The organism is Microbulbifer mixtoriginis (SeqCode) (genome assembly GCF_052467705.1).
In genome coordinates this window covers 917,957-937,576 of sequence record NZ_CP174322.1, presented here as the reverse complement: position 1 = coordinate 937,576, position 19,620 = coordinate 917,957, and the positions used below count along the sequence as shown (strand labels likewise).

The window sequence follows — 19,620 nt, the reverse complement described above, 5'->3', positions numbered from 1 at the left end:
CGTTAAACTTCCGCGTTATTTTTTGTCTTGTCGCCGTCTTTTTCTGCAAAGAAAAGCAACTCTATAACCAGCATGGCCGCGCCGATACTGATACCCATATCCGCCACATTAAACACTGGGAAATGCCAACTACCGTAGTACACGGAAATAAAGTCCCGCACATATCCCAGCAGAATGCGATCCCACAGATTTCCGAGAGCACCACCCAAAATCAGGGCCAGGGCACAGGGTTCCCAGCGCTTTAGCGCTGGCAAACGCCACAACCAGATAATGACCACAATGCTAAACACCATTGCGATCACACCAAAAAACCAGCGCTGCCAACCACCCGCATCAGACAGGAAGCTGAAAGCTGCACCATAGTTTTCCGCATAGGTGAACTGCAGAAAGCCCGGAACAATTTGCACCGATGGGCCGTACATAAATTCGCCCACAGCCCAGACTTTAGTGGCAACATCCAGAACCACCACAGCCAGTGCCAGCCAATACCAGCGCCAGGGGTGGCCGAATAGCAGATTAGTCTTAGGCATAGTGCCTTACCTCGCCCTCACCAGCCACATTCTCTACACAGCGACCGCAAATATCCGGGTAATCACTGTTTTCACCCACATCTGCACGGTAGTGCCAGCAACGCTCACATTTGGGGTGATCCACTTTGCTCACACCAATTTTAAGACCTTCAAGCTCGGTGCTTTCAGCACCCGCCGCATCGCTGAGAGGCTGCACTGAAGTGGAAGAGCAAATCAGTACGAAACGCAGTTCATTCTCCAACTCGAGCAATTTCTCGCGTAGATCATCATTGGCATACAGAGTAACTGCCGCCTGCAGAGACCCACCAATTGCTCCAGCAGCGCGCTGCTCCTCCAATACCTTGTTTACCGCCGTTTTCACTTCGGCCATTACAGCCCAATAGGCCGCACCTTTATCGGCTTCGGCTGACAGTTTGGGCAGCGGATACCACTCTTCGATAAACACGCTATCGGCATTATTACCAGGAATAAACTGCCACAACTCTTCCGCAGTGAAGCTGAGGATTGGGGCAATCCAGCGCACAAATGCCTGCACAATATGGTAGAGCGCGCTCTGTGCGGAGCGACGCGCGACACTATCTTCCTTGGTGGTGTACTGGCGGTCCTTGATGATATCCAGGTAGAAACCACCCATTTCAACCACGCAGAAGTTATGCAGCTTCTGGTAAATCTGGTGGAACTGGTAATTATCATAGGCTGCCAGGATCTCATCCTGCAGGTGTGCAGCTTTATCCAGTGCCCAGCGATCTAGTGCCAGCAACTCTTCCTCCGGCAACAGGTCTTTTTGCGGATCGAAACCGGCTAGGTTAGATAGGAAGAAACGGGCGGTATTGCGCAGGCGGCGATAAGAATCGGCGGTGCGTTTAAGGATTTCGTCGGAAACGGCCATTTCACCACTGAAGTCGGTGGCCGATACCCACAGGCGCAGTACATCTGCACCCAACTTATTAATTACATCCAGGGGAGCAACGGTATTGCCAATAGACTTCGACATTTTGCGCCCCTGCGCATCCACGGTGAAACCGTGGGTGAGTACCTGTCTATAAGGCGCGCAACCATTAATGGCGATAGAAGTCTTCAGGGAAGATTGGAACCAGCCGCGATGCTGGTCGGACCCTTCCAGATATAGATCGGCGGGGAAGCGCAGCCCTTCGCGGCGCTCCAACACCGCGTAATGGGTCACACCTGAGTCGAACCAGACATCGAGGGTGTCGGTAACTTTCTCGTAATGTTCCGCCTCATCACCCAGAAGATCCCGAGCATCCAGATCAAACCAGACATCCATACCCTTTTCGTCAACCAGGGCCGCCACTTTATCCATCAACGCAGGAGATTCCGGATGCAGCTCGTGGGTCTCTTTGTTCACGAACAAAGCGATAGGCACCCCCCAGGTGCGCTGGCGGGAAATACACCAGTCCGGGCTGCCATTGAGCATGGAGTCGATTCGGGCCTTACCCCAGCCGGGAATCCACAATACGTCATCGGCGGCTTTTTGCGCCTGATCCAGCAGGTCATTTTGCCGCATGCTGATAAACCACTGAGGAGTCGCACGGTAGATCAGCGGTGTCTTAGTGCGCCAGCAGTGCGGGTAGCTGTGCTCCAGCTTGCCCTTGTGCAGCAGCACACCGCGCTCCTCAAGTAATGCAACAATCTTGTCGTCCACTTTATAGACATGCTCGCCAGCAAATAGCGGCACACTGTCGCGATAAACACCATTATTATCAATGTAATTGAGGGTCTCGATACCGTAACGTTTGCCTACCTGGAAATCGTCCGGACCGTGGTCTGGGGCTGTATGTACACAGCCGGTTCCAGCATCGGTAGTGACATGATCGCCCAGGACAATGGGCAGCAACTTGTCGTAGAAGGGGTGATGCACTTTCAAGTGCTCCAGGGCCGCGCCGCGAATGCGACCCACAACTTCCCCTTCGAAGCCTGCGCGGGCCAGTACCGCATCCTTTAAGGCTTCTGCGATCAACAGGCGGCGCTTGCCTGCCTGCACCACCACATATTCCAGTTCACCGTTTACGGAGACCCCCTGGCTCGAAGGTAAGGTCCAGGGTGTTGTAGTCCATATCACCACCGACAGTGGGCCTTCTCCGGCATGGCCACCAGAGGCATCGGCTATGGCCAGGTCCGCCTCTTCACTCACTGGGTAGCAAACGTCAATGGAATAGGAGACTTTATCTTGATACTCCACTTCCGCTTCCGCCAACGCGGAACCCCCCACCACACTCCAGTAGACCGGTTTGAAACCGCGTGCAAGATGGCCATTTTTCACCACACGGCCGAGGGCGCGAATAATATCGCCCTCAAACTGAAAATCCATGGTGCGGTAGGGGTTGTCCCATTCGCCAAACACTCCCAGGCGTACAAAATCTTTCTTCTGCCCATCCACCTGCTTGGCGGCATATTCACGGCACTTCTGACGGAAAGTCTTATGGTCCACCTTGCTGCCAGCTTTGCCAATTTTCTTCTCTACGCGGTGCTCAATCGGCAGGCCGTGGCAGTCCCAGCCAGGTACGTAGGGAGCATCGAAACCACTCAGGGTTTTCGACTTGATAATGATGTCTTTGAGAATCTTGTTAACTGAGTGACCAATATGAATATCGCCATTCGCATAGGGAGGGCCGTCGTGCAGGATAAATTGCTCGCGCCCGGCACGCGCTTCGCGGATTTTTTCGTAGAGCTTGTTGTCCTGCCATTTTTTCAGAATTGCCGGCTCACGCTGCGGCAAATTGCCGCGCATGGGAAAATCGGTCTCAGGCAGATTCAGGGTCGCTTTATAATCAGTCATTGGTTGTCTACTTCAGCTCTAGTAGAAAAATAAATTAGGTCGTCTCAGTTTATTGGTGCGGTCTAGGATTTTGTTTAAACCACTGCCGGGCATTTTCAATATCCTCGGCGATACGAGCCTTGAGAATATCCAACGAGGCAAACTTCTCCTCGTTGCGCAACTTGTGGCAGAACTCCACTGCGAGCTCTCGCCCATAGAGATTGCCATTGAAATCAAACAGGTTCACCTCCAGCAGGGGGCGCGCGCCCTCGCCCTCTACAGTGGGACGAAATCCCACATTGGCCACGCCATCTATGTCTTGGCGCCCCGTAGCAAGCTCAGAACCATCTGTGGCAGTGGTGCGCACCGTATAAACGCCAACTAACGGGGAGCGGTAGCGCTGCAGGCGCACATTGGCCGTGGGCGCGCCCAGCTGACGACCGAGTGAACGCCCAGGCGCCACCCTGCCGGTAATCTTGTAGGGCCGCCCCAAGAGGGCCTCGGCCAGCTCAAAATCACCATTCTGCAGGGCTTCGCGAATACGGGTACTGCTCACCCTGGAGCCGCGTATTTCCATAGTCGCGGTATCTTCCACGGTAAAGCCATGCTGGGCGCCCATCGTTTGCAGGAGGCTATAATCTCCACTGCGGTCGCAGCCAAAACGAAAATCATCGCCCACCACCAGATGGCGAATGCCCAGGCCATCGAGCAGTATCCGCTGGATAAATGCCTCAGCACTGAGGCCGCGCAGGGTATCGTTAAACTGCAGGCACAAGACTCGCTCCACGCCCACATCGAACAGCGCCAGCACTTTTTCCTTAAAACGCATCAGCCTCGCGGGAGCCTGCTCGCCAGAGAAGAACTCGTGGGGCTGGGGTTCAAATATAATGGCTACCGAAGGAAGGCCCTGCTCAAGCGCACGCTGCTGCAACTGGGCAATGATCGCCTGATGACCAAGATGTACGCCATCGAACGAGCCGATCGTCGCCACGCATCCTCGGTGGCGGGGGCGCAGGTTGTGCAACCCGCGAATTAGTTCGCGTTCCTGGGCCAAAACGATCTTCCCATCCTCATAAAATCGAGCCGCACAGTATAGCGGATTCCCACAGGGCGGCCAGTAGCGACTGGCCCATAGAATTCATGCCATATTGGCGTCTATTCAAAGTTAACTGGTGGCGCGGAAGTGACGTGGGCGCAGGCCTGACACAAATAGGGTAAACAGGTAGGCCAAGCCCCCTGCGGCTACTATTACACCCATACGCCAGGCCCGTTCAAACCAGCCCCAGGCACTCCAACTTTCCCAGACGTGAAGGAGCCCCATCAGCACAGCGATCATCGCCAAATTCGCCGCTATCAACCGCAACAGGAATCGCCCCCAACCCGCCTCAGGCATGTAAACGTCATCCCGGCGCAAACCCTTGTACAGTAACCAGGCGTTGATTGCCGCCTGGCAGGCGGTAGCCAGCGCCAGTCCCATATGGCCGAGTTTAAAATAATGATTCAGCGGGATAACAAACAGAAGGCTCAGCACCATCTTGGCCGAAATTGCGATCAAGCCGAAACGCACCGGTGTATAGGTATCCTGACGGGCAAAATAGCCCGGCGCTAGCACTTTGATCAACATAAAAGCCAACAACCCCAAGGCGTAAGCTCGCAGGGACCAGGCCGCCATCTGCATATCTCTGGGCTGCATCTGGCCGTATTGGAATAGCGTGGTCAATAGCGGCTCAGCTAATACCACAAGGGCTACCGCCGCAGGTAGGGAGATAAGGGTAACGCTGCGCAGCGCCCAGTCGAGGGTATGGCGAAAGCGGCGCGGATCTCCATCGCTGTGCAGACGAGACAAGCTCGGCAGTATCACCGTTGCCACAGCCACACCAAATACCCCCAGCGGTAATTCGGTCAGGCGATCGGAAAAATACAACCAGGAGACGCTGCCACTGGGCAGGAATGAAGCCAGCAGCGTATCCAATACCAAACTGATTTGAGTGACCGAGACTCCAAAAATTGCCGGAGCCATCAGGCGCAGAATTTTGCGCACCCCCGGGTGGCTCCAATCCCACTTGGGCCTTGGCAATAACCCCTCGCGCGCCAGAAAAGGCAGCTGAAACAGCAATTGCACCACTCCGGCCAAAAGCACACCCCAAGCCAAGGCCAGTATCTCCGGATCGAACCAAGCCGTACCTATAGTTGCCGCACCAATCAACACCAGATTCAACATAATTGGCGTCAGTGCCGGGATCGCAAAGCGATCAAAGCTGTTCAGAATAGCGCCGGTGAAACCCGCCAGTGAGATCAACATCAGGTATGGGAAGGTAATTTGCAACATGCCGGTGGCGAGCTCAAACTTTTCCCTTTCGCTGCCATCCCACCACCAGCCAAATGCAAAGATCCCCGTCACCAGAGGCGCGCACAATACGCCAAATAAAGTAACCAACAACAAAACACCGCCGAGTGCTCCCGCGACGCGATCATTGAGCTCTCGTGCTGCAGCAATGCCCCCCTTTTGGCGGTACTCCGCCAACACCGGCACAAATGCTTGGGCAAAGGCGCCCTCAGCAAACAAGCGGCGGAAAAAGTTAGGGATTTTAAACGCCACGAAAAAAGCATCGGCGGCATCCCCAGCCCCGGCAAAGCGCGCCAGGGCCATATCCCTGGCCAGGCCGGCAACCCGGGACAACATCGTTGCGGCCCCCACCACCGAGCTGCCGCGCAGGAGTCTGGATGTACCGGTTTTTTCGACGGGCTGGTCTTGGGTGGGCGGCGACTGGGGCAACGCTGTGACTCCTGGATTTGGGCGATATCTGCTGGCCGGCAAGTCTACCGCAATTCCACAAAAGTCATTGAGAGATGGATATCTTTATGCTCCTACGACCTGGAGCCCACGAGCCTATACTAGCTGTGAATTAGTGACGCGTCCCACGGAATCGGTGGCGCGGGGAGAAGACAGGATGACCATTAACGCTTTGATTATTGCCCTGGCACTGGCGATTGTGCTTTACATTGCGATAATGCGTGGCCCCCGCCCCCAGCGTGTGCGTGTCCGCGTAGATTCGCCCCGCGACCGGCGCTACCACCGCCTGAAATAACAGGACACACCGGTTGCCATCTTTCGCCACAATTGCGCAGCGATTTGCCACCACTGCGCCACGCCAGTGCCTCCTTGGAGCTTTTTAATAGCACTCAAACGGGCCACACACAGCCCCACCGAGTAAAAGAAAGCCTCCAAGGAGAGTAAGCAATGAAAAAAACATTAATGGTTGCAGCCCTGACTTCCCTGATCGCCTCTGGTACCCAGGCGAATGAACTCAACGAATCGAAACTGACCCCGGCCAAGCAGGCCACGGTCTTTACCACGGCAGCCGTTGCCGGTGCCGCTGTAGGGGGCCCTGTCGGGTTTATCGCCGGCGCAATCGGTGGAGCCTGGCTCGGCGAACAGGTCAAGCAAGCAGAAGAGGCTGATATGCTGGCAACACAACTGACAGAGAGCCGTGCAGAGCTCAGCAACCTGGCACAGCAACTGGATGCGGCTCGACTGTCCGCGAATGATGCCAGCCAAGTGGCACTGGATTCATTACAGTTCCAGATGCTATTCACCACCGGGGAAGACGAACTCCAGACCACCCAGCTTCAACAGCTGAATGCCATGGCAGACTTCCTGAAACGCCATCCCCACCTGCAAATACAACTAGAGGGACACGCGGACCCACGGGGCAGCGATGGTTACAACAACGTGCTCTCTGACCAACGTGCCCTAAGTGTTGAACAGGCACTGATCTCTCTGGGCATTGACGCCTCCCGCATCAGCCGTCGCGCTATGGGCTCCACCTACTCGGAGGCCCCCAAGGGCGATGTCGACGCTTACGCCATGGAGCGCCGTGTTGATATCCGCTTTTCCCTACCGGAATCCATGGCCGGACACTTCTAACAACTGCTAAACAGCCGCGATGGACTGCAAATCCTCGCGGCTGCGCAAGGTGACTTCAAATCGCTATTGCGCCTGTGGACTGATTAAAAGTATGGCCACAAACTCTCCTCCTTGAAAGAAACCCTGTTGTGCTTGCGGGCCATTTGCGCCCGCCTTTTTGCCAATAAGCTGCTATTTCGTGCATGATTCTCCGCCACAAAGGAAGCAGCCGGAATCAGCCATGAGTGCAACTATCGCTATTGTCGAAGACGAACGCGCCATCGCCGAAAATTACCGCGATGCATTACGCCGCAGCGGTTATCGAGTCGATCTCTACAGCGCAAGAATTGAGGCCATGGAAGCTTTCCGGCAGCGACTGCCAGACCTGGCGGTAATCGACGTCGGGCTCGGCAGTGAAGTGGAAGGCGGTTTTGAACTGTGCAGGGAGCTGCGCGCTATGGCCCCCAGTCTGCCAATCCTGTTTCTCACCGCCAGAGATTCCGAACTGGATATTATTTCGGGACTACGCCTCGGCGCCGACGACTATCTCACTAAGGATATCTCCCTGCCCCATATGCAGGCGCGTATCAACGCGCTGCTACGCCGGGTCAGCGTACTGCGTGACCAGAGCGATGAAGGGGAGAGCCTTACCCAGGGCAAGCTGGAATTGGATATTTCCCGGTTGCATTGCCACTGGGACGGAAGGGTAGTTGATCTCACTGTCACTGAATTCTGGATTGTCCACGCTCTAGCCAAGCGCCCCGGGCATGTGAAGTCCCGCAGTCAGTTGATGGAGGCCGCTCGGGTAGTTCTGGATGACAACACCATCACCTCCCACGTAAAGAGAATCCGCAAAAAATTTCAGGCCCTGGATAATGAATTCAACGCTATAGGTACAGCCTATGGCATGGGCTATCGCTGGCAGCTCTGATTGCCTCGGCAACATAGCAGCCGGTCTACAGCTTTTCGGGGACCCGTAGATGAAACTTCGCCGACAACTCCTATTGGTGAGCCTTGTGGCGCTGGCTCTGCCCTGGGCCGGCTGTCAGTATCTCCGTCAGGTGGATGCGGCACTGGCCCAGGGCCAACTACAGGCCCTCGAGGCCACAGCTGCTGCAATTGCCGCGCGCCTGGCCAGCGCACCAGAGTTAATCGCTCCCGATCCCGCACGCCATGCTAGACCGCCTGGAAGCCAGCTCTACTTAAACCCCCTCTCCCACCCTCCAGTTGTAGATGGTTACGGAGACGATTGGCGTCCCTGGGAGCTTACTCCCCGAGAACTGCTCAATGAGCAGCACATGCCCCAGGCCCAGATCACACTCGGCCAGTATGCTGATCAGATCTACCTACTGCTAACAGTCAGTGATGAGACCCCAGCCTACCGGGACCCTCGCACAAACCTGCTCGCCGGAGGGGATACCGTTCAGCTGTTTACCAATGGGCGCCATTATCTGTTGCCGGTGGCGAGCCGGGGGCCTGTCGAGGCCTTTTGGCACAATCCACGCGAAGGCAGCTACCAACGCGAATTGCGCCTACGCGGGCGCTGGACCGCTTCACCGAAGGGGTATCAACTAGAGCTCAGCCTTCCCTACACACTCACACGTGGCAGCCTGTCCATTCAAATACTCGACCGCACCAGTAGCAACGGTTCCCCACCAGTTCACAGTACCAGCACCCTTCCCGCCGATGGCCTGCCGGGGCACTTAGTTGCTCCACTGCCCAAGCTGCAGGGGGAATTGGACCACTTTGCCCGCCCAGACCTGCGCTTGGCAGTCGTAGACAGCGAAGGATTCTTGCTCGCCAGTAACGGCCAACCACAGGTGGCCAATGAGGAGCAGAACACACCGCGGCCCTGGCTGCGCAGTTGGATTTATCGCAAACTGCTTGCCAGGGAAGAGCTACCAAAGCTACCCCAAAATGAACTGCCGCTAAGCAGTGGCATTGGACGTGATACAGCCGAGCAGTGGTTTGGCGGGCCACTACAGTCGCGTATAGGAGCAGTCAGTGTGCCCGTGATAACCCGGGCTGACGAAGTCGTAGAAAGGCCTCTGCTGGGACGAGTGCTTGTGTTGCAGTCCGCTGAGGCTATGCAGTCGATGACCGATAGCGCCGCACACAGGTTATGGTTGATTAGCTGTGCGGCAGCAGCAACCGCACTGCTGTTTTTGCTCGGCTACGCCAGCTGGCTATCTTGGCGCATTCGCAAGCTGCACCGCGCTGCGCGCAATGCGGTCGACAGCAGTGGCAAATTGCGTGGCAACTTTCCCCTCTCCTCTGCCAGAGACGAACTGGGCGCACTTAACCGTGCCTTTGCCAGTCTGCTGGGCGAGCTAGATCAGTATCACCAATACCTGCGAACCCTCGCCAGTAAATTGTCCCACGAGTTGCGCACGCCTCTCGCGGTGGTGCGCTCTTCACTCGATAACCTCTCCACCGGCAAACTGGATGAAGACAGCCGCCGCTATGCCGAACGCGCACTGGATGGCAGTGCCCGCCTATCCGGCATCCTCAACAGCCTCTCTGCGGCTAGCAACCTGGAAGCCAGCATTCATCAGGCAGAGCGCGAGCGCTTTGACTTGGCGGACCTGCTGGAAGTTATGGTGCAGTGCTATGGCGACGCCCACCCCCGCCACCAATTTTCTCTGAAAAAGCCTAATGGAGAGCTTCGCTGTGAGGGCGCGCCGGAGCTATTGGCACAGCTTTTAGATAAGCTGGTAGACAATGCCTGTAGTTTCGCCCCAAAGCACAGTGAGATTCAGCTTGCAGTCTACAGCGAAAAGGACGGATACCTAATTAGTGTGAGTAACGACGGTCCATTGCTACCCAATGGCTATGCACACAAGCTGTTCGATTCCCTGGTATCTGTGCGTAAGGAAGGTGACAACGCTGGGCATTTGGGCCTTGGATTGCATATCGCTAAATTGATTGCTGACTTTCACCGAGCCCGCTTGGAGGCTCGAAATCGCACAGATAATAGCGGTGTGGAGTTCAGCCTAAAACTGCCGACCCGCTAATCACGCACCAGCACCGGCAGACAAAGCGCAAGCTATCTGCCCAGATGGTTGACAAACAACCAGCTGTGGGGATAATGTCGCGTCCCGATCGGGCCCCAGGGCCTGTTAGTTACAGATTTATAGATTCCAGACAGGAGCAACCGGTGGCCAACTCACCTCAAGCGAAGAAACGCGCGCGCCAGAACGACAAGCGCCGCATGCATAACGCCAGTCTGCGCTCCATGGTGCGCACCTACATTAAGAAGGTAGTTGCGGCCATCGATGCAGGCGACGCTGAAAAAGCAAAAACTGCATACGCAGAAGCGGTTCCCGTTATCGACCGCATGGCAGACAAAGGCATTATTCACAAGAATAAAGCCGCTCGTCACAAGAGCCGCCTGAACGCTCAGGTTAAAGCTCTCGCCGCCTAATTCTTTAGGTAGCAGACACAAAAAACCCCGCAATGCGGGGTTTTTTTATGCCTGAAAGCCAGTACTTCTGCTAGAGCAAGATAAGGTTATCTCTGTGTATCAACTCATCGTCATCACGATAGCCGAGCAACTCAACAAAGTGCTCCGATGACTGCCCGAGAATCCTAGCACTCTCGCTGCTGTCATAATTTACAAGACCACGGGCGATCTCATGTCCCGCACCATCAAGACAGGAAACCAAGTCTCCCCGGTGAAAACGCCCCTGCACCGCGGTCACCCCCACCGATAGCAAACTCTTACCACCATCGCGCAATGCCCTCTCAGCACCACTATCGAGAGTGAGACTACCGCGCGCCTGTAGCTGCCCGGCAAGCCAGCGCTTCCTCGCCGCCAAGGGGTCCGCTTCCGGAAGCAGGAGAGTTCCCAAATCCTCACCCTTCCATACCCGCGTTACCACTCCCTCTCTGGCACCCCCGGCAATTACAGTGCAGGCACCGGAACGAGCCGCCAGTTGTGCCGCACGTACTTTGGTGGTCATACCTCCTCGTCCCAGACCACTGCGGGAGTCCCCCGCCATCCCCAGCAGCCTCGGATCCCGCGCCGAGGCCTCACCAACGAGCTCCGCATCGGGGTTATCGCGAGGATCTTCGGTAAAGAGCCCATCGGCATCAGTCAAAATCAACAGGGCATCCGCCTCGACAAGGTTAGCCACCAATGCCGCCAAGGTGTCGTTATCACCGAAACGTATTTCATCGGTTACGACGGTATCGTTTTCATTGACGATCGGCACAGCCCCCAAGGAGAGTAGTGTTCGCAATGTACTGCGCGCATTGAGGTAACGAGTGCGGTTGGAGAGATCATCATGATCCAACAAAATCTGCGCGCTGCGTATATCGAAGCGACCGAAAGCCTGCTCATAGACCTGCACCAAATGGCTCTGCCCTATCGCAGCTGCGGCCTGCAACTGATGGATCGACTCCGGTCTGCGGTTCCAGCCGAGACGATCCATACCCGCGGCTACTGCCCCAGAAGAAACCAACACCACTTCAACACCCTGCTGGCGCAATTCGGCGATCTGCGCCACCCAGGCGCAGATCGCCGAATTATTGACGCCTCGACCGTTATCAGTAAGTAGGGCACTGCCAATTTTTACCACCCAGCGCCGCCCCTTAGAAAGCCCTCTACGGGACACTGATACGGAGCCCATACTTCCTCCCTGGACACCGGCCCCTAGGGGCCTATCGAATTATCATCACATTGCCGGTAAAGAGCCGGAGCTGACAGAAATTCTGCGCGGCAGCACAGATTTGCCACCGGAAACATACGATTCAAGAGCGATACTCAATATCGACATCGTGATCTTCATCATCCCAGTCTTCGTCATCATCGACATGCCCCTTGGCAGCCCTGCGCTTGGCGCGATGGCTATCCCGAAGCTCCTCGATACGCTCGCGGGCTTCGCGCTGCATCTGACGCTGCGCCTCCAGTTCAGCCTCAGCCAATTCCGGATCGCGATCCTCCTGCTCTTGGCGCTCCTCCAGGTAATCCATCAAGCGGCCGCTAAGTACATCCGTACCCTCACCGCGAATAGCCGCCACCCGGAACACCGGCCCTTTCCAGCCCAGCGCATCCACAACTGACTGACAGCGCTCTTCCAGTTCAGCAGCAGGCACCAGGTCAGTCTTATTCAGTACCAGCCAGCGCTCGCGACCCGCAAGAGTATCGCTAAAGCTAGCTAGTTCACGCTCGATAGCGCGGGCGTTCTCCACTGGGTCCGAACCATCAAATGGCGCCAGGTCTACCAAATGCAGGAGCACCCGGCAGCGAGTCAAATGCTTGAGGAAACGAATACCCAGGCCTGCTCCTTGAGCCGCCCCCTCAATCAAACCCGGAATATCGGCAATCACAAAACTGCGATGCCGCTGTACCTGTACCACGCCTAGGTTTGGCACCAAGGTCGTGAAGGGATAGTTAGCCACCTTAGGCTTGGCCGCCGATACCGCCCGAATAAACGTGGATTTGCCGGCGTTGGGCAACCCCAACATTCCCACATCCGCAAGTACCTTCAACTCCAACTTCAGGCTGCGAAGCTCACCCTCGCTACCATTGGTGGTCTGGCGAGGGGCTCGGTTAGTACTCGATTTAAAGCGCGTATTACCCAAACCGTGAAAGCCCCCCTGGGCGACCAGCAGGCGCTCACCGGCCCGGGTCATATCACCAACAGCTTCACCGGTATCCACATCGATTACTGTGGTACCCACAGGCACTTTAAGAACAAGGTCTTCCCCTTTGGCCCCAGTACAGTTACGCCCACGGCCAGGCTGGCCGCTCTCAGCGGCGTAACGGGGCTGGTAGCGGTAATCTACCAGAGTGTTGAGGGAATCATCGGCCTCCAGGTAGACGGAACCGCCATCACCGCCGTCACCGCCGTCCGGTCCCCCCTTCTCTACAAACTTTTCCCTGCGGAAACTCAGGCAGCCATTGCCGCCTTTACCCGCCTGCACAAATATGGGCGCCTCATCGACAAACTTCATAATCACTCCACCGCCACAGCGGTTGTCTCATCCGGTGCGCACATACACACACCTACCATCATATTCATCATACCAGCCGACAAGCCGCCACTCGCAGGCATCTGCCGCCCCAACTTCCCACCACCCCTCTATTAGGGCTGCCCCAACAAAAAAGCCCCGCAATAGCGGGGCTTTTTATGAAGCTAGGGCTTGCGACCGCTTAAGCAGTTTCGATAGAAACGAACTTGCGGTTGTTGGGGCCTTTAACTTCAAACTTCACAACGCCGTCCGCAGTGGCGAACAGGGTGTGATCTTTGCCCATACCAACGTTAACACCAGCGTGGAACTTGGTACCACGTTGACGAACGATGATGTTGCCTGCCGCTACAGCTTGGCCGCCAAAGCGCTTCACGCCCAGGCGTTTACTCTCGGAATCGCGACCATTTCGCGTACTACCGCCAGCTTTCTTATGTGCCATGAGTCGTTACTCCTCTCTTATGCCTTGATGCCAGTGATTTTAACTTCGGTGTACCACTGACGGTGGCCCTGGCGCTTCATGGAGTGCTTACGACGACGGAATTTGATGATCTTCACTTTCTCGCCGCGGCCGTGGCTTACCACTTCAGCAGATACTTTAGCGCCGTCTACAACGGGAGCGCCGATGTTGATTTTGTCGCCATCAACGACCATCAGCACTTTGTCGAAATCGATGGTTTCGCCAGTAGCTACTTCCAGCTTTTCCAGGCGAAGTACTTCGCCTTCTTCTACACGGTGTTGCTTGCCACCGCTCTCAATAACAGCGTACATATTTCTATGCTCCGGTATGGACGACACGAAGCAGCGGGAGGACTATCGAGTCACTGCTCCGCATTTCGGGAGCTTGCGCCGTGTTGTTTAACATCTATTTCGCCGGCGGCACCAACAACAGTAAAGCCGCGGAGCCCGCAATCGACGGGGCGCAGATTCTAATCAATTCGCCGGGTTGATACAATAGCGGCCCTCTGCCGCCCGAGCCTTCGGGGGCGCCTGTCTAGTCGTATTAAGGAACTCTCAAATGCTGCCTTTTCACCGGGTCGCCGCCGAAGACTTTGCCGCGGTCAACCAGCGTATTCTCGACCAACTGCACTCGGATGTCCCCCTGGTGGAAAATATAGGCCACTACTTGGTTGAGGCCGGCGGCAAACGCCTGCGACCCCTGCTGGTGCTGCTATGTGCCAGGGCCTGTAACTACCAAGATAAGGGCCATATTGATTTGGCCACCATTATCGAATTTATCCACACCGCCACCCTGCTTCACGATGATGTGGTGGACACTTCCGATATGCGCCGCGGCCGCCTTACCGCCAATGCCAAATGGGGCAATGCACCCAGCGTCCTGGTGGGAGACTTTCTATACTCCCGTGCCTTCCAGATGATGATTGCCCTAAAGGACATGCGCATCATGGCAATCCTCTCTGACACCACCAATACCATTGCCGAAGGTGAAGTACAGCAGCTGGTAAACGCCGGTGACCCAGAGGTCAGCGAAGAAAACTACTTCAGTGTAATTTACAAGAAAACCGGAGCGTTGTTCGAAGCGGCCTGTGAGACCGCCGCCGTTTTGGCCGACTGTTCCGCCGAGGAACAAAATGCCCTGAAACTGTATGGACGCCATTTAGGCCTCGCATTCCAGCTGGTGGATGACGCCCTGGATTATCGAGGCAACCCGGAAGAACTAGGCAAAAATGTCGGCGACGATCTTGCGGAGGGCAAGCCCACACTGCCCCTGATCTACACCATGGCCAATGGCAGCCAAAACCAGGCGGCTCTGGTAAAGGAGGCGATTGAACAGCGCAGTGCAGCAAAGCTGGTAGAAATTGTCGAGGCTATTGAGGCCTGCGGAGCACTGGATTACACCATGGAGCGGGCCCGCGCTGCCGTGGAGGATGCCAAAACTCAGCTGGATTTCCTACCCGAGAGTGATCAAAAAACCGCACTACAACAACTAGCCAGCTTTGCCGTGGAGAGAAATGTCTAGCAAGCTCGGAGTATCGTCCTAGCCCTAGACACGAGAAGGCCAGATGTCGTAAACCAGCGTCCATTAAAAAAGCCCCATAAAATGGGGGCTTTTTTAATTTCAAGGCGGCAGCTCATGAAGCCTATTCAGAGCTGATCAGGAAATCATGAACGAATCAGCGTTAGTAGCTCTTCGGTCTTCTCACGCATCAAAGCCTTATCCCCGCGGGACTCAACATTGAGGCGAATCACGGGTTCAGTATTGGACATGCGTAAATTAAAGCGCCACTCAGCATAAGCCACACTCAGACCATCCACATGCTCGACACTGAGTGCATCTGCACCATACTTTTCCTCTGCAGCTTTAATAACCGCTGCCGCATCCTGCACCTTGGAATTGATCTCACCCGAGCAGGGGAAAGCTGCCATGCGCTCTCCGACCAACTGGGACAGAGTCTTACCACTTCGGCTGACCAGCTCTGCCACCAACAACCAGGGGATCATGCCACTATCGCAGTAAGCGAAGTCACGGAAATAATGGTGTGCACTCATCTCACCACCATAAATGGCATCTTCTTTGCGCATGCGCTCCTTAATAAAGGCATGACCAGTTTTGCTCTGGACTGGCTCACCCCCAGCAGCACGCACAATATCTTCCGTATTCCACAGCAGGCGCGGATCGTGAACCACTTTGGCGCCTTTGTGCTTCACCAGGAAGGCCTCGGCAAGCAGGCCGACCACATAGTAGCCCTCGATAAAATCACCGTTTTCATCGAAGAAAAAACAGCGGTCAAAATCTCCATCCCAGGCAATACCAAAGTCGGCGCCACTCTCACGCACCGACTCTGCAGTAGAGGCACGGTTTTCCGGTAGAATTGGGTTGGGGATACCGTTGGGGAAATTCCCATCTGGCTGATGGTGAACCCGCACAAACTCAAAAGGCAAATGAGGGGCTAACGCATCGACAACTGCACCTGCACCACCATTGCCAGCATTCACTACCAGCTTCAAAGGCTTCAGCGTTTTACTATCAACATAACCCAGTAAGTGCTCAACAAAAGCCGGCCTGTGCTCAAAGCTCTGCAGTTCACCGCGCTCTGCAACAGGAGCAAAGTGGTTTTCCTCTGCCAGGCGCTTGATCTCCAATAACCCGGTATCCCCACTAATCGGCCTACTACCCGCGCGAACAAACTTCATGCCATTGTAATCCATGGGGTTATGGCTGGCGGTAACACAAATACCCCCATCAAAATCACCATGGAAAGTAGCGAAATACACTTCTTCGGTGCCGCATTCACCAATGTGGAAGACATCGGTACCAGCATCGCGCAAACCATTCACCAGGGCATCCGTCAGCTCACCACTGGTGAGTCGAATATCATGACCAACCACAACACGTTTCGCCCCCAGAAATTGGGCAAATGCCCGCCCCACCCGATAAGCCACTTCGGTATTCAGCTCATCAGGCACGCGGCCACGCAAATCATAGGCTTTAAAGCAGGTCAGCTCTGACACTTATTTTTTCTCCTCGGCAGCCTGTTCCGGCAGATACACATTTTCAAAGACGTGGTTAGTGGCCTCAATAAACCCTTCCACAGAGCCACAGTCAAAGCGCCGCCCTTTAAAAGCGTAAGCAAGAACACAACCCTGGCGCGCCTGGGTCAGCAACGCATCGGTAATTTGCACTTCCCCATTTTTGCCCGGCGGGGTATCGCGGATAAGATCAAAAATATCTGGAGTGAGAATATAGCGGCCTATGATTGCCTTGTTGCTTGGCGCATCTTCAGCGGCCGGCTTTTCCACCATATCCGTTACCTGGTATAGGCCCGGCTTGATTTCATTGCCCGCAATCACACCGAATTTATGAATCTGCTCCATAGGCACTTCTTCGACGGCCACTATGCTGCAGCGAAACTGCTTGTAAAGCTGCACCATCTGCGATAGTACGCCAAGGTCATTATTTAGACACAGGTCATCCGCCAACACTACCCCAAATGGCTCATCCCCCACCAAGCGGCGTCCCTGTAATATCGCATCGCCCAAACCACGCATTTCGCCTTGGCGGGTATAAGAAAAGCTGGCACTGTCAATCACCTTCCGAACAGAGTCCAAATAGCGCTCTTTACCAGTTCCGGCAATTTGGTGCTCCAGCTCGTAATTGGTATCGAAGTGGTCCTCAATAGCGCGCTTACCACGTCCAGTAACGAAACCTATCTCTGTAAGGCCGGCTTCGATGGCCTCTTCTACCCCATACTGCACCAACGGCTTGTTCACCAGTGGCAACATTTCCTTCGGCATCGCCTTGGTGGCTGGCAGGAAACGGGTGCCGTAACCGGCAACCGGGAATAAACATTTCTTGAGCATTATGCTCCCCCATGAACTTAAAACGAGCGCTCCCCCGCGCCCGACGGGAACCTAACATAGCTAAAAAGAGAGTTCACTTACAAAGGATGACGCCAAATTCCTCCAATGTGTCAGCGCTCTACACAAATGATCATATAAGATGTTGTGAAGGTAATTACTACGACAGTCACAAAAATAATTTTGACTGACTGGACAAGCGACACACAGCGCTTAGAATGCCCGCTCTTACAAAAACGCTCAACATGAGTTGCGTAACCACCCAAAGCCGGGGAGAAGATGAGTAATTTTGTTCAAAAAAGTAGCTACAACAGAGAGGAGCTACTGACCTGCTCCAGCGGAGAGATGTTTGGTCCAGGCAATGCACAATTGCCCGCCCCCAACATGCTGATGCTTGACCGTATCACCCATATATCAAAAGAGGGGGGAGCATATGATAAGGGTGAAGTCATCGCCGAGCTGGATATACACCCCGACCTCTGGTTTTTTGATTGCCACTTTCCCGGTGACCCGGTAATGCCCGGGTGCTTGGGGCTCGATGCTATGTGGCAGCTCCTAGGCTATTTTTTGGCCTGGAAGGGTAATCCCGGACATGGCCGTGCCCTCGGCTGTGGGGAAGTAAAGTTTACCGGTCAGATTTTACCTACCAGCAAGAAGGTAACCTACCACATTCAAATGTCTCGGCTTGTTGAACGAAAGCTGGTTATGGGTATTGGCGATGGCACTGTGTCGGTGGATGGGCGTGAAATCTACACTGCAAAAGACCTTCGCGTTGGTTTATTTACTCGTACTGATAACTTTTAACTTTATTAAGCTCAGGCGGGCAAAACTTTAAAGGCCTTTACTACCAAGTACTGTTGGAGATCACTATGCGTCGGGTAGTCATTACCGGGATGGGCATCACATCCTGTATCGGTACCAATACAAAAGAAGTTACCGATTCACTAAGAGCAGGCCGCAGCGGTATCCGCTTCCAGGAGGAGTACAAAGAGCTAGGCCTGCGCAGCCAGGTTGCAGGCCCTGTGGATATCGATTTCAAAGAACATATAGACCGCAAGCAACTGCGCTTTATGGGAGATGCAGCAGCCTATGCTTACATCGCCATGCGAGAGGCAATCGAAATGTCCGGCTTGGAGGAGAAAGACATCTCCAACCCTCGAACCGGCATTGTGATGGGTTCCGGCGGCACCTCCACCCAAAATATTATTGATGCCGCACACACGCTCAAGGAAAAGGGGGTTCGCCGTGTCGGCGCCTACCGAGTTCCCCAAGTGATGAACAGCACCGTTTCAGCCTGCTTATCAACACCCTATAAAATCAAAGGTGTGAACTACAGCATCTCCTCCGCCTGTGCCACAAGTGCCCACTGCATCGGCAACGGTGCCGAGCTGATTCAGATGGGCAAACAGGATATTGTCTTCGCCGGTGGCGGTGAGGAACTGGCCTGGAGTCTCACGCACCTGTTCGACGCCATGGGCGCTCTATCGAGCAAGTTTAACGACGACCCCACTAAGGCCTCACGCCCCTACGATGCCGATCGGGATGGTTTTGTTATCGCCGGTGGTGGTGGCTGTCTGATTCTGGAAGAAATGGACCATGCACTCGCCCGCGGCGCAACCATTTACGCCGAACTCACTGGCTACGGCGCAACTTCTGATGGATACGATATGGTGGCCCCGAGTGGAGAAGGCGCAGTGCGCTGCATGCAGCAAGCCCTGGCAGGTATGGATGGCAAAGGGCTTCAAGGCGGTGTGGACTACATCAACACCCACGGCACCTCAACCCCGGTCGGCGATATCGCTGAGCTAAAAGCCATGAGCGAAGTCTTTGCCGGCAAAGTGCCCGCATTTGCCTCCACCAAGTCTCTAACCGGACACTCCCTCGGCGCTGCCGGCGTGCAGGAGGCCATCTACAGTCTGCTAATGATGCAAAATAACTTTATTGCCGCTTCCGCCAATGTGGAGCACCGGGACCCAGAAGCGGAAGGGATGGATCTAGTCACTGAATTGCGCGAGTGCGAGATTAAGCGTGCCATGTCCAACAGCTTTGGTTTCGGTGGTACCAACGCGTGCCTGATTTTCGATAAAGTTTAAAGCCGTTATCTTGATCCAAAT

At 55.0% G+C, this 19,620-nt stretch carries 18 protein-coding genes; 8 read left to right on the top strand and 10 right to left on the bottom strand.

The features are described from left to right. Positions 1–2 precede the first annotated feature (2 nt). From lspA to murJ, 4 genes are all read right to left on the bottom strand, one after another. Complete coding sequence (gene lspA / locus ACJJIB_RS04265) at positions 3–530, bottom strand: signal peptidase II (protein ID WP_444887973.1); 528 nt, start codon at positions 528–530, stop codon at positions 3–5. Further along, on the bottom strand, positions 523–3,327 hold the full coding sequence (ileS, locus tag ACJJIB_RS04260) for an isoleucine--tRNA ligase (protein ID WP_444887972.1): 2,805 nt from the start codon (positions 3,325–3,327) through the stop codon (positions 523–525). Before ileS ends, lspA begins: the two co-directional genes overlap by 8 nt. Before the next feature lie 49 nt (positions 3,328–3,376). After that, the gene (gene ribF, locus ACJJIB_RS04255; protein WP_444887971.1) at positions 3,377–4,360 is read right to left on the bottom strand and encodes a bifunctional riboflavin kinase/FAD synthetase; all 984 of its coding nucleotides are present in this window, start codon (positions 4,358–4,360) and stop codon (positions 3,377–3,379) included. A 111-nt stretch (positions 4,361–4,471) separates the two neighbouring features. After that, a complete protein-coding gene (murJ, locus tag ACJJIB_RS04250) occupies positions 4,472–5,989 on the bottom strand; it encodes a murein biosynthesis integral membrane protein MurJ (protein ID WP_444888903.1) in 1,518 nt (505 codons plus the stop codon). A gap of 97 nt (positions 5,990–6,086) precedes the next feature. On the opposite strand from murJ, the gene ACJJIB_RS04245 reads away from it, so the two are divergent. The 5 genes from ACJJIB_RS04245 (at position 6,087) to rpsT (ending at position 10,637) form a co-directional block, all read left to right on the top strand. Then, positions 6,087–6,395, top strand: a complete 309-nt coding sequence (locus tag ACJJIB_RS04245) for a hypothetical protein (RefSeq protein ID WP_444887970.1) — start codon at positions 6,087–6,089, stop codon at positions 6,393–6,395. 152 nt (positions 6,396–6,547) lie between these two features. Beyond that, on the top strand, positions 6,548–7,234 hold the full coding sequence (locus ACJJIB_RS04240; RefSeq protein WP_252084444.1) for an OmpA family protein: 687 nt from the start codon (positions 6,548–6,550) through the stop codon (positions 7,232–7,234). Positions 7,235–7,454: 220 nt separating this feature from the next. Continuing rightward, positions 7,455–8,144 carry a proteobacterial dedicated sortase system response regulator gene (pdsR, locus tag ACJJIB_RS04235; protein WP_252084443.1) on the top strand — a complete coding sequence of 230 codons (690 nt, stop codon included), beginning with the start codon at positions 7,455–7,457 and terminating at the stop codon, positions 8,142–8,144. 49 nt (positions 8,145–8,193) lie between these two features. After that, positions 8,194–10,227: an ATP-binding protein gene (locus ACJJIB_RS04230; protein WP_444887969.1), complete on the top strand. Its 2,034-nt coding sequence runs from the start codon at positions 8,194–8,196 to the stop codon at positions 10,225–10,227. A gap of 143 nt (positions 10,228–10,370) precedes the next feature. Next, the gene (gene rpsT / locus ACJJIB_RS04225) at positions 10,371–10,637 is read left to right on the top strand and encodes a 30S ribosomal protein S20 (RefSeq protein WP_020411431.1); all 267 of its coding nucleotides are present in this window, start codon (positions 10,371–10,373) and stop codon (positions 10,635–10,637) included. A 70-nt stretch (positions 10,638–10,707) separates the two neighbouring features. On the opposite strand, the gene proB is transcribed toward rpsT, so the two are convergent. From proB to rplU, 4 genes are all read right to left on the bottom strand, one after another. Then, positions 10,708–11,844 carry a glutamate 5-kinase gene (gene proB / locus ACJJIB_RS04220; protein WP_444887968.1) on the bottom strand — a complete coding sequence of 379 codons (1,137 nt, stop codon included), beginning with the start codon at positions 11,842–11,844 and terminating at the stop codon, positions 10,708–10,710. A 121-nt stretch (positions 11,845–11,965) separates the two neighbouring features. Then, positions 11,966–13,171, bottom strand: a complete 1,206-nt coding sequence (cgtA, locus tag ACJJIB_RS04215; protein WP_444887967.1) for an Obg family GTPase CgtA — start codon at positions 13,169–13,171, stop codon at positions 11,966–11,968. A 199-nt stretch (positions 13,172–13,370) separates the two neighbouring features. Beyond that, positions 13,371–13,628 carry a 50S ribosomal protein L27 gene (gene rpmA, locus ACJJIB_RS04210; RefSeq protein WP_067086922.1) on the bottom strand — a complete coding sequence of 86 codons (258 nt, stop codon included), beginning with the start codon at positions 13,626–13,628 and terminating at the stop codon, positions 13,371–13,373. Between the two features lie 17 nt (positions 13,629–13,645). Beyond that, the gene (rplU, locus tag ACJJIB_RS04205) at positions 13,646–13,957 is read right to left on the bottom strand and encodes a 50S ribosomal protein L21 (RefSeq protein WP_252084438.1); all 312 of its coding nucleotides are present in this window, start codon (positions 13,955–13,957) and stop codon (positions 13,646–13,648) included. Between the two features lie 247 nt (positions 13,958–14,204). On the opposite strand from rplU, the gene ispB reads away from it, so the two are divergent. Then, the gene (ispB, locus tag ACJJIB_RS04200) at positions 14,205–15,167 is read left to right on the top strand and encodes an octaprenyl diphosphate synthase (RefSeq protein WP_444887966.1); all 963 of its coding nucleotides are present in this window, start codon (positions 14,205–14,207) and stop codon (positions 15,165–15,167) included. Between the two features lie 143 nt (positions 15,168–15,310). On the opposite strand, the gene ACJJIB_RS04195 is transcribed toward ispB, so the two are convergent. Together ACJJIB_RS04195 and galU are read right to left on the bottom strand one after the other, a co-directional pair. Continuing rightward, positions 15,311–16,660: a phosphohexomutase domain-containing protein gene (locus ACJJIB_RS04195; RefSeq protein ID WP_444887965.1), complete on the bottom strand. Its 1,350-nt coding sequence runs from the start codon at positions 16,658–16,660 to the stop codon at positions 15,311–15,313. Next, the gene (galU, locus tag ACJJIB_RS04190; RefSeq protein WP_444883699.1) at positions 16,661–17,509 is read right to left on the bottom strand and encodes a UTP--glucose-1-phosphate uridylyltransferase GalU; all 849 of its coding nucleotides are present in this window, start codon (positions 17,507–17,509) and stop codon (positions 16,661–16,663) included. It lies immediately after the preceding gene. A gap of 276 nt (positions 17,510–17,785) precedes the next feature. Between galU and fabA the strand changes: the two genes are divergently transcribed. Then, complete coding sequence (gene fabA, locus ACJJIB_RS04185; protein ID WP_444883698.1) at positions 17,786–18,310, top strand: 3-hydroxyacyl-[acyl-carrier-protein] dehydratase FabA; 525 nt, start codon at positions 17,786–17,788, stop codon at positions 18,308–18,310. A 65-nt stretch (positions 18,311–18,375) separates the two neighbouring features. Beyond that, positions 18,376–19,599 carry a beta-ketoacyl-ACP synthase I gene (gene fabB / locus ACJJIB_RS04180; protein WP_444887964.1) on the top strand — a complete coding sequence of 408 codons (1,224 nt, stop codon included), beginning with the start codon at positions 18,376–18,378 and terminating at the stop codon, positions 19,597–19,599. The last annotated feature ends 21 nt before the right edge of the window (positions 19,600–19,620 follow it).

Excerpts from the sequence above, each read along its gene's own strand:
- lspA (WP_444887973.1), bottom strand. The coding sequence starts at position 530 with ATGCCTAAGACTAATCTGCTATTCGGCCACCCCTGGCGCTGGTATTGG.
- ileS (WP_444887972.1), bottom strand. The coding sequence starts at position 3,327 with ATGACTGATTATAAAGCGACCCTGAATCTGCCTGAGACCGATTTTCCC.
- murJ (WP_444888903.1), bottom strand. The coding sequence starts at position 5,989 with ATGTTGTCCCGGGTTGCCGGCCTGGCCAGGGATATGGCCCTGGCGCGC.
- ACJJIB_RS04240 (WP_252084444.1), top strand. The coding sequence starts at position 6,548 with ATGAAAAAAACATTAATGGTTGCAGCCCTGACTTCCCTGATCGCCTCT.
- pdsR (WP_252084443.1), top strand. The coding sequence starts at position 7,455 with ATGAGTGCAACTATCGCTATTGTCGAAGACGAACGCGCCATCGCCGAA.
- ACJJIB_RS04230 (WP_444887969.1), top strand. The coding sequence starts at position 8,194 with ATGAAACTTCGCCGACAACTCCTATTGGTGAGCCTTGTGGCGCTGGCT.
- proB (WP_444887968.1), bottom strand. The coding sequence starts at position 11,844 with ATGGGCTCCGTATCAGTGTCCCGTAGAGGGCTTTCTAAGGGGCGGCGC.
- cgtA (WP_444887967.1), bottom strand. The coding sequence starts at position 13,171 with ATGAAGTTTGTCGATGAGGCGCCCATATTTGTGCAGGCGGGTAAAGGC.
- rpmA (WP_067086922.1), bottom strand. The coding sequence starts at position 13,628 with ATGGCACATAAGAAAGCTGGCGGTAGTACGCGAAATGGTCGCGATTCC.
- rplU (WP_252084438.1), bottom strand. The coding sequence starts at position 13,957 with ATGTACGCTGTTATTGAGAGCGGTGGCAAGCAACACCGTGTAGAAGAA.
- ispB (WP_444887966.1), top strand. The coding sequence starts at position 14,205 with ATGCTGCCTTTTCACCGGGTCGCCGCCGAAGACTTTGCCGCGGTCAAC.
- galU (WP_444883699.1), bottom strand. The coding sequence starts at position 17,509 with ATGCTCAAGAAATGTTTATTCCCGGTTGCCGGTTACGGCACCCGTTTC.
- fabA (WP_444883698.1), top strand. The coding sequence starts at position 17,786 with ATGAGTAATTTTGTTCAAAAAAGTAGCTACAACAGAGAGGAGCTACTG.
- fabB (WP_444887964.1), top strand. The coding sequence starts at position 18,376 with ATGCGTCGGGTAGTCATTACCGGGATGGGCATCACATCCTGTATCGGT.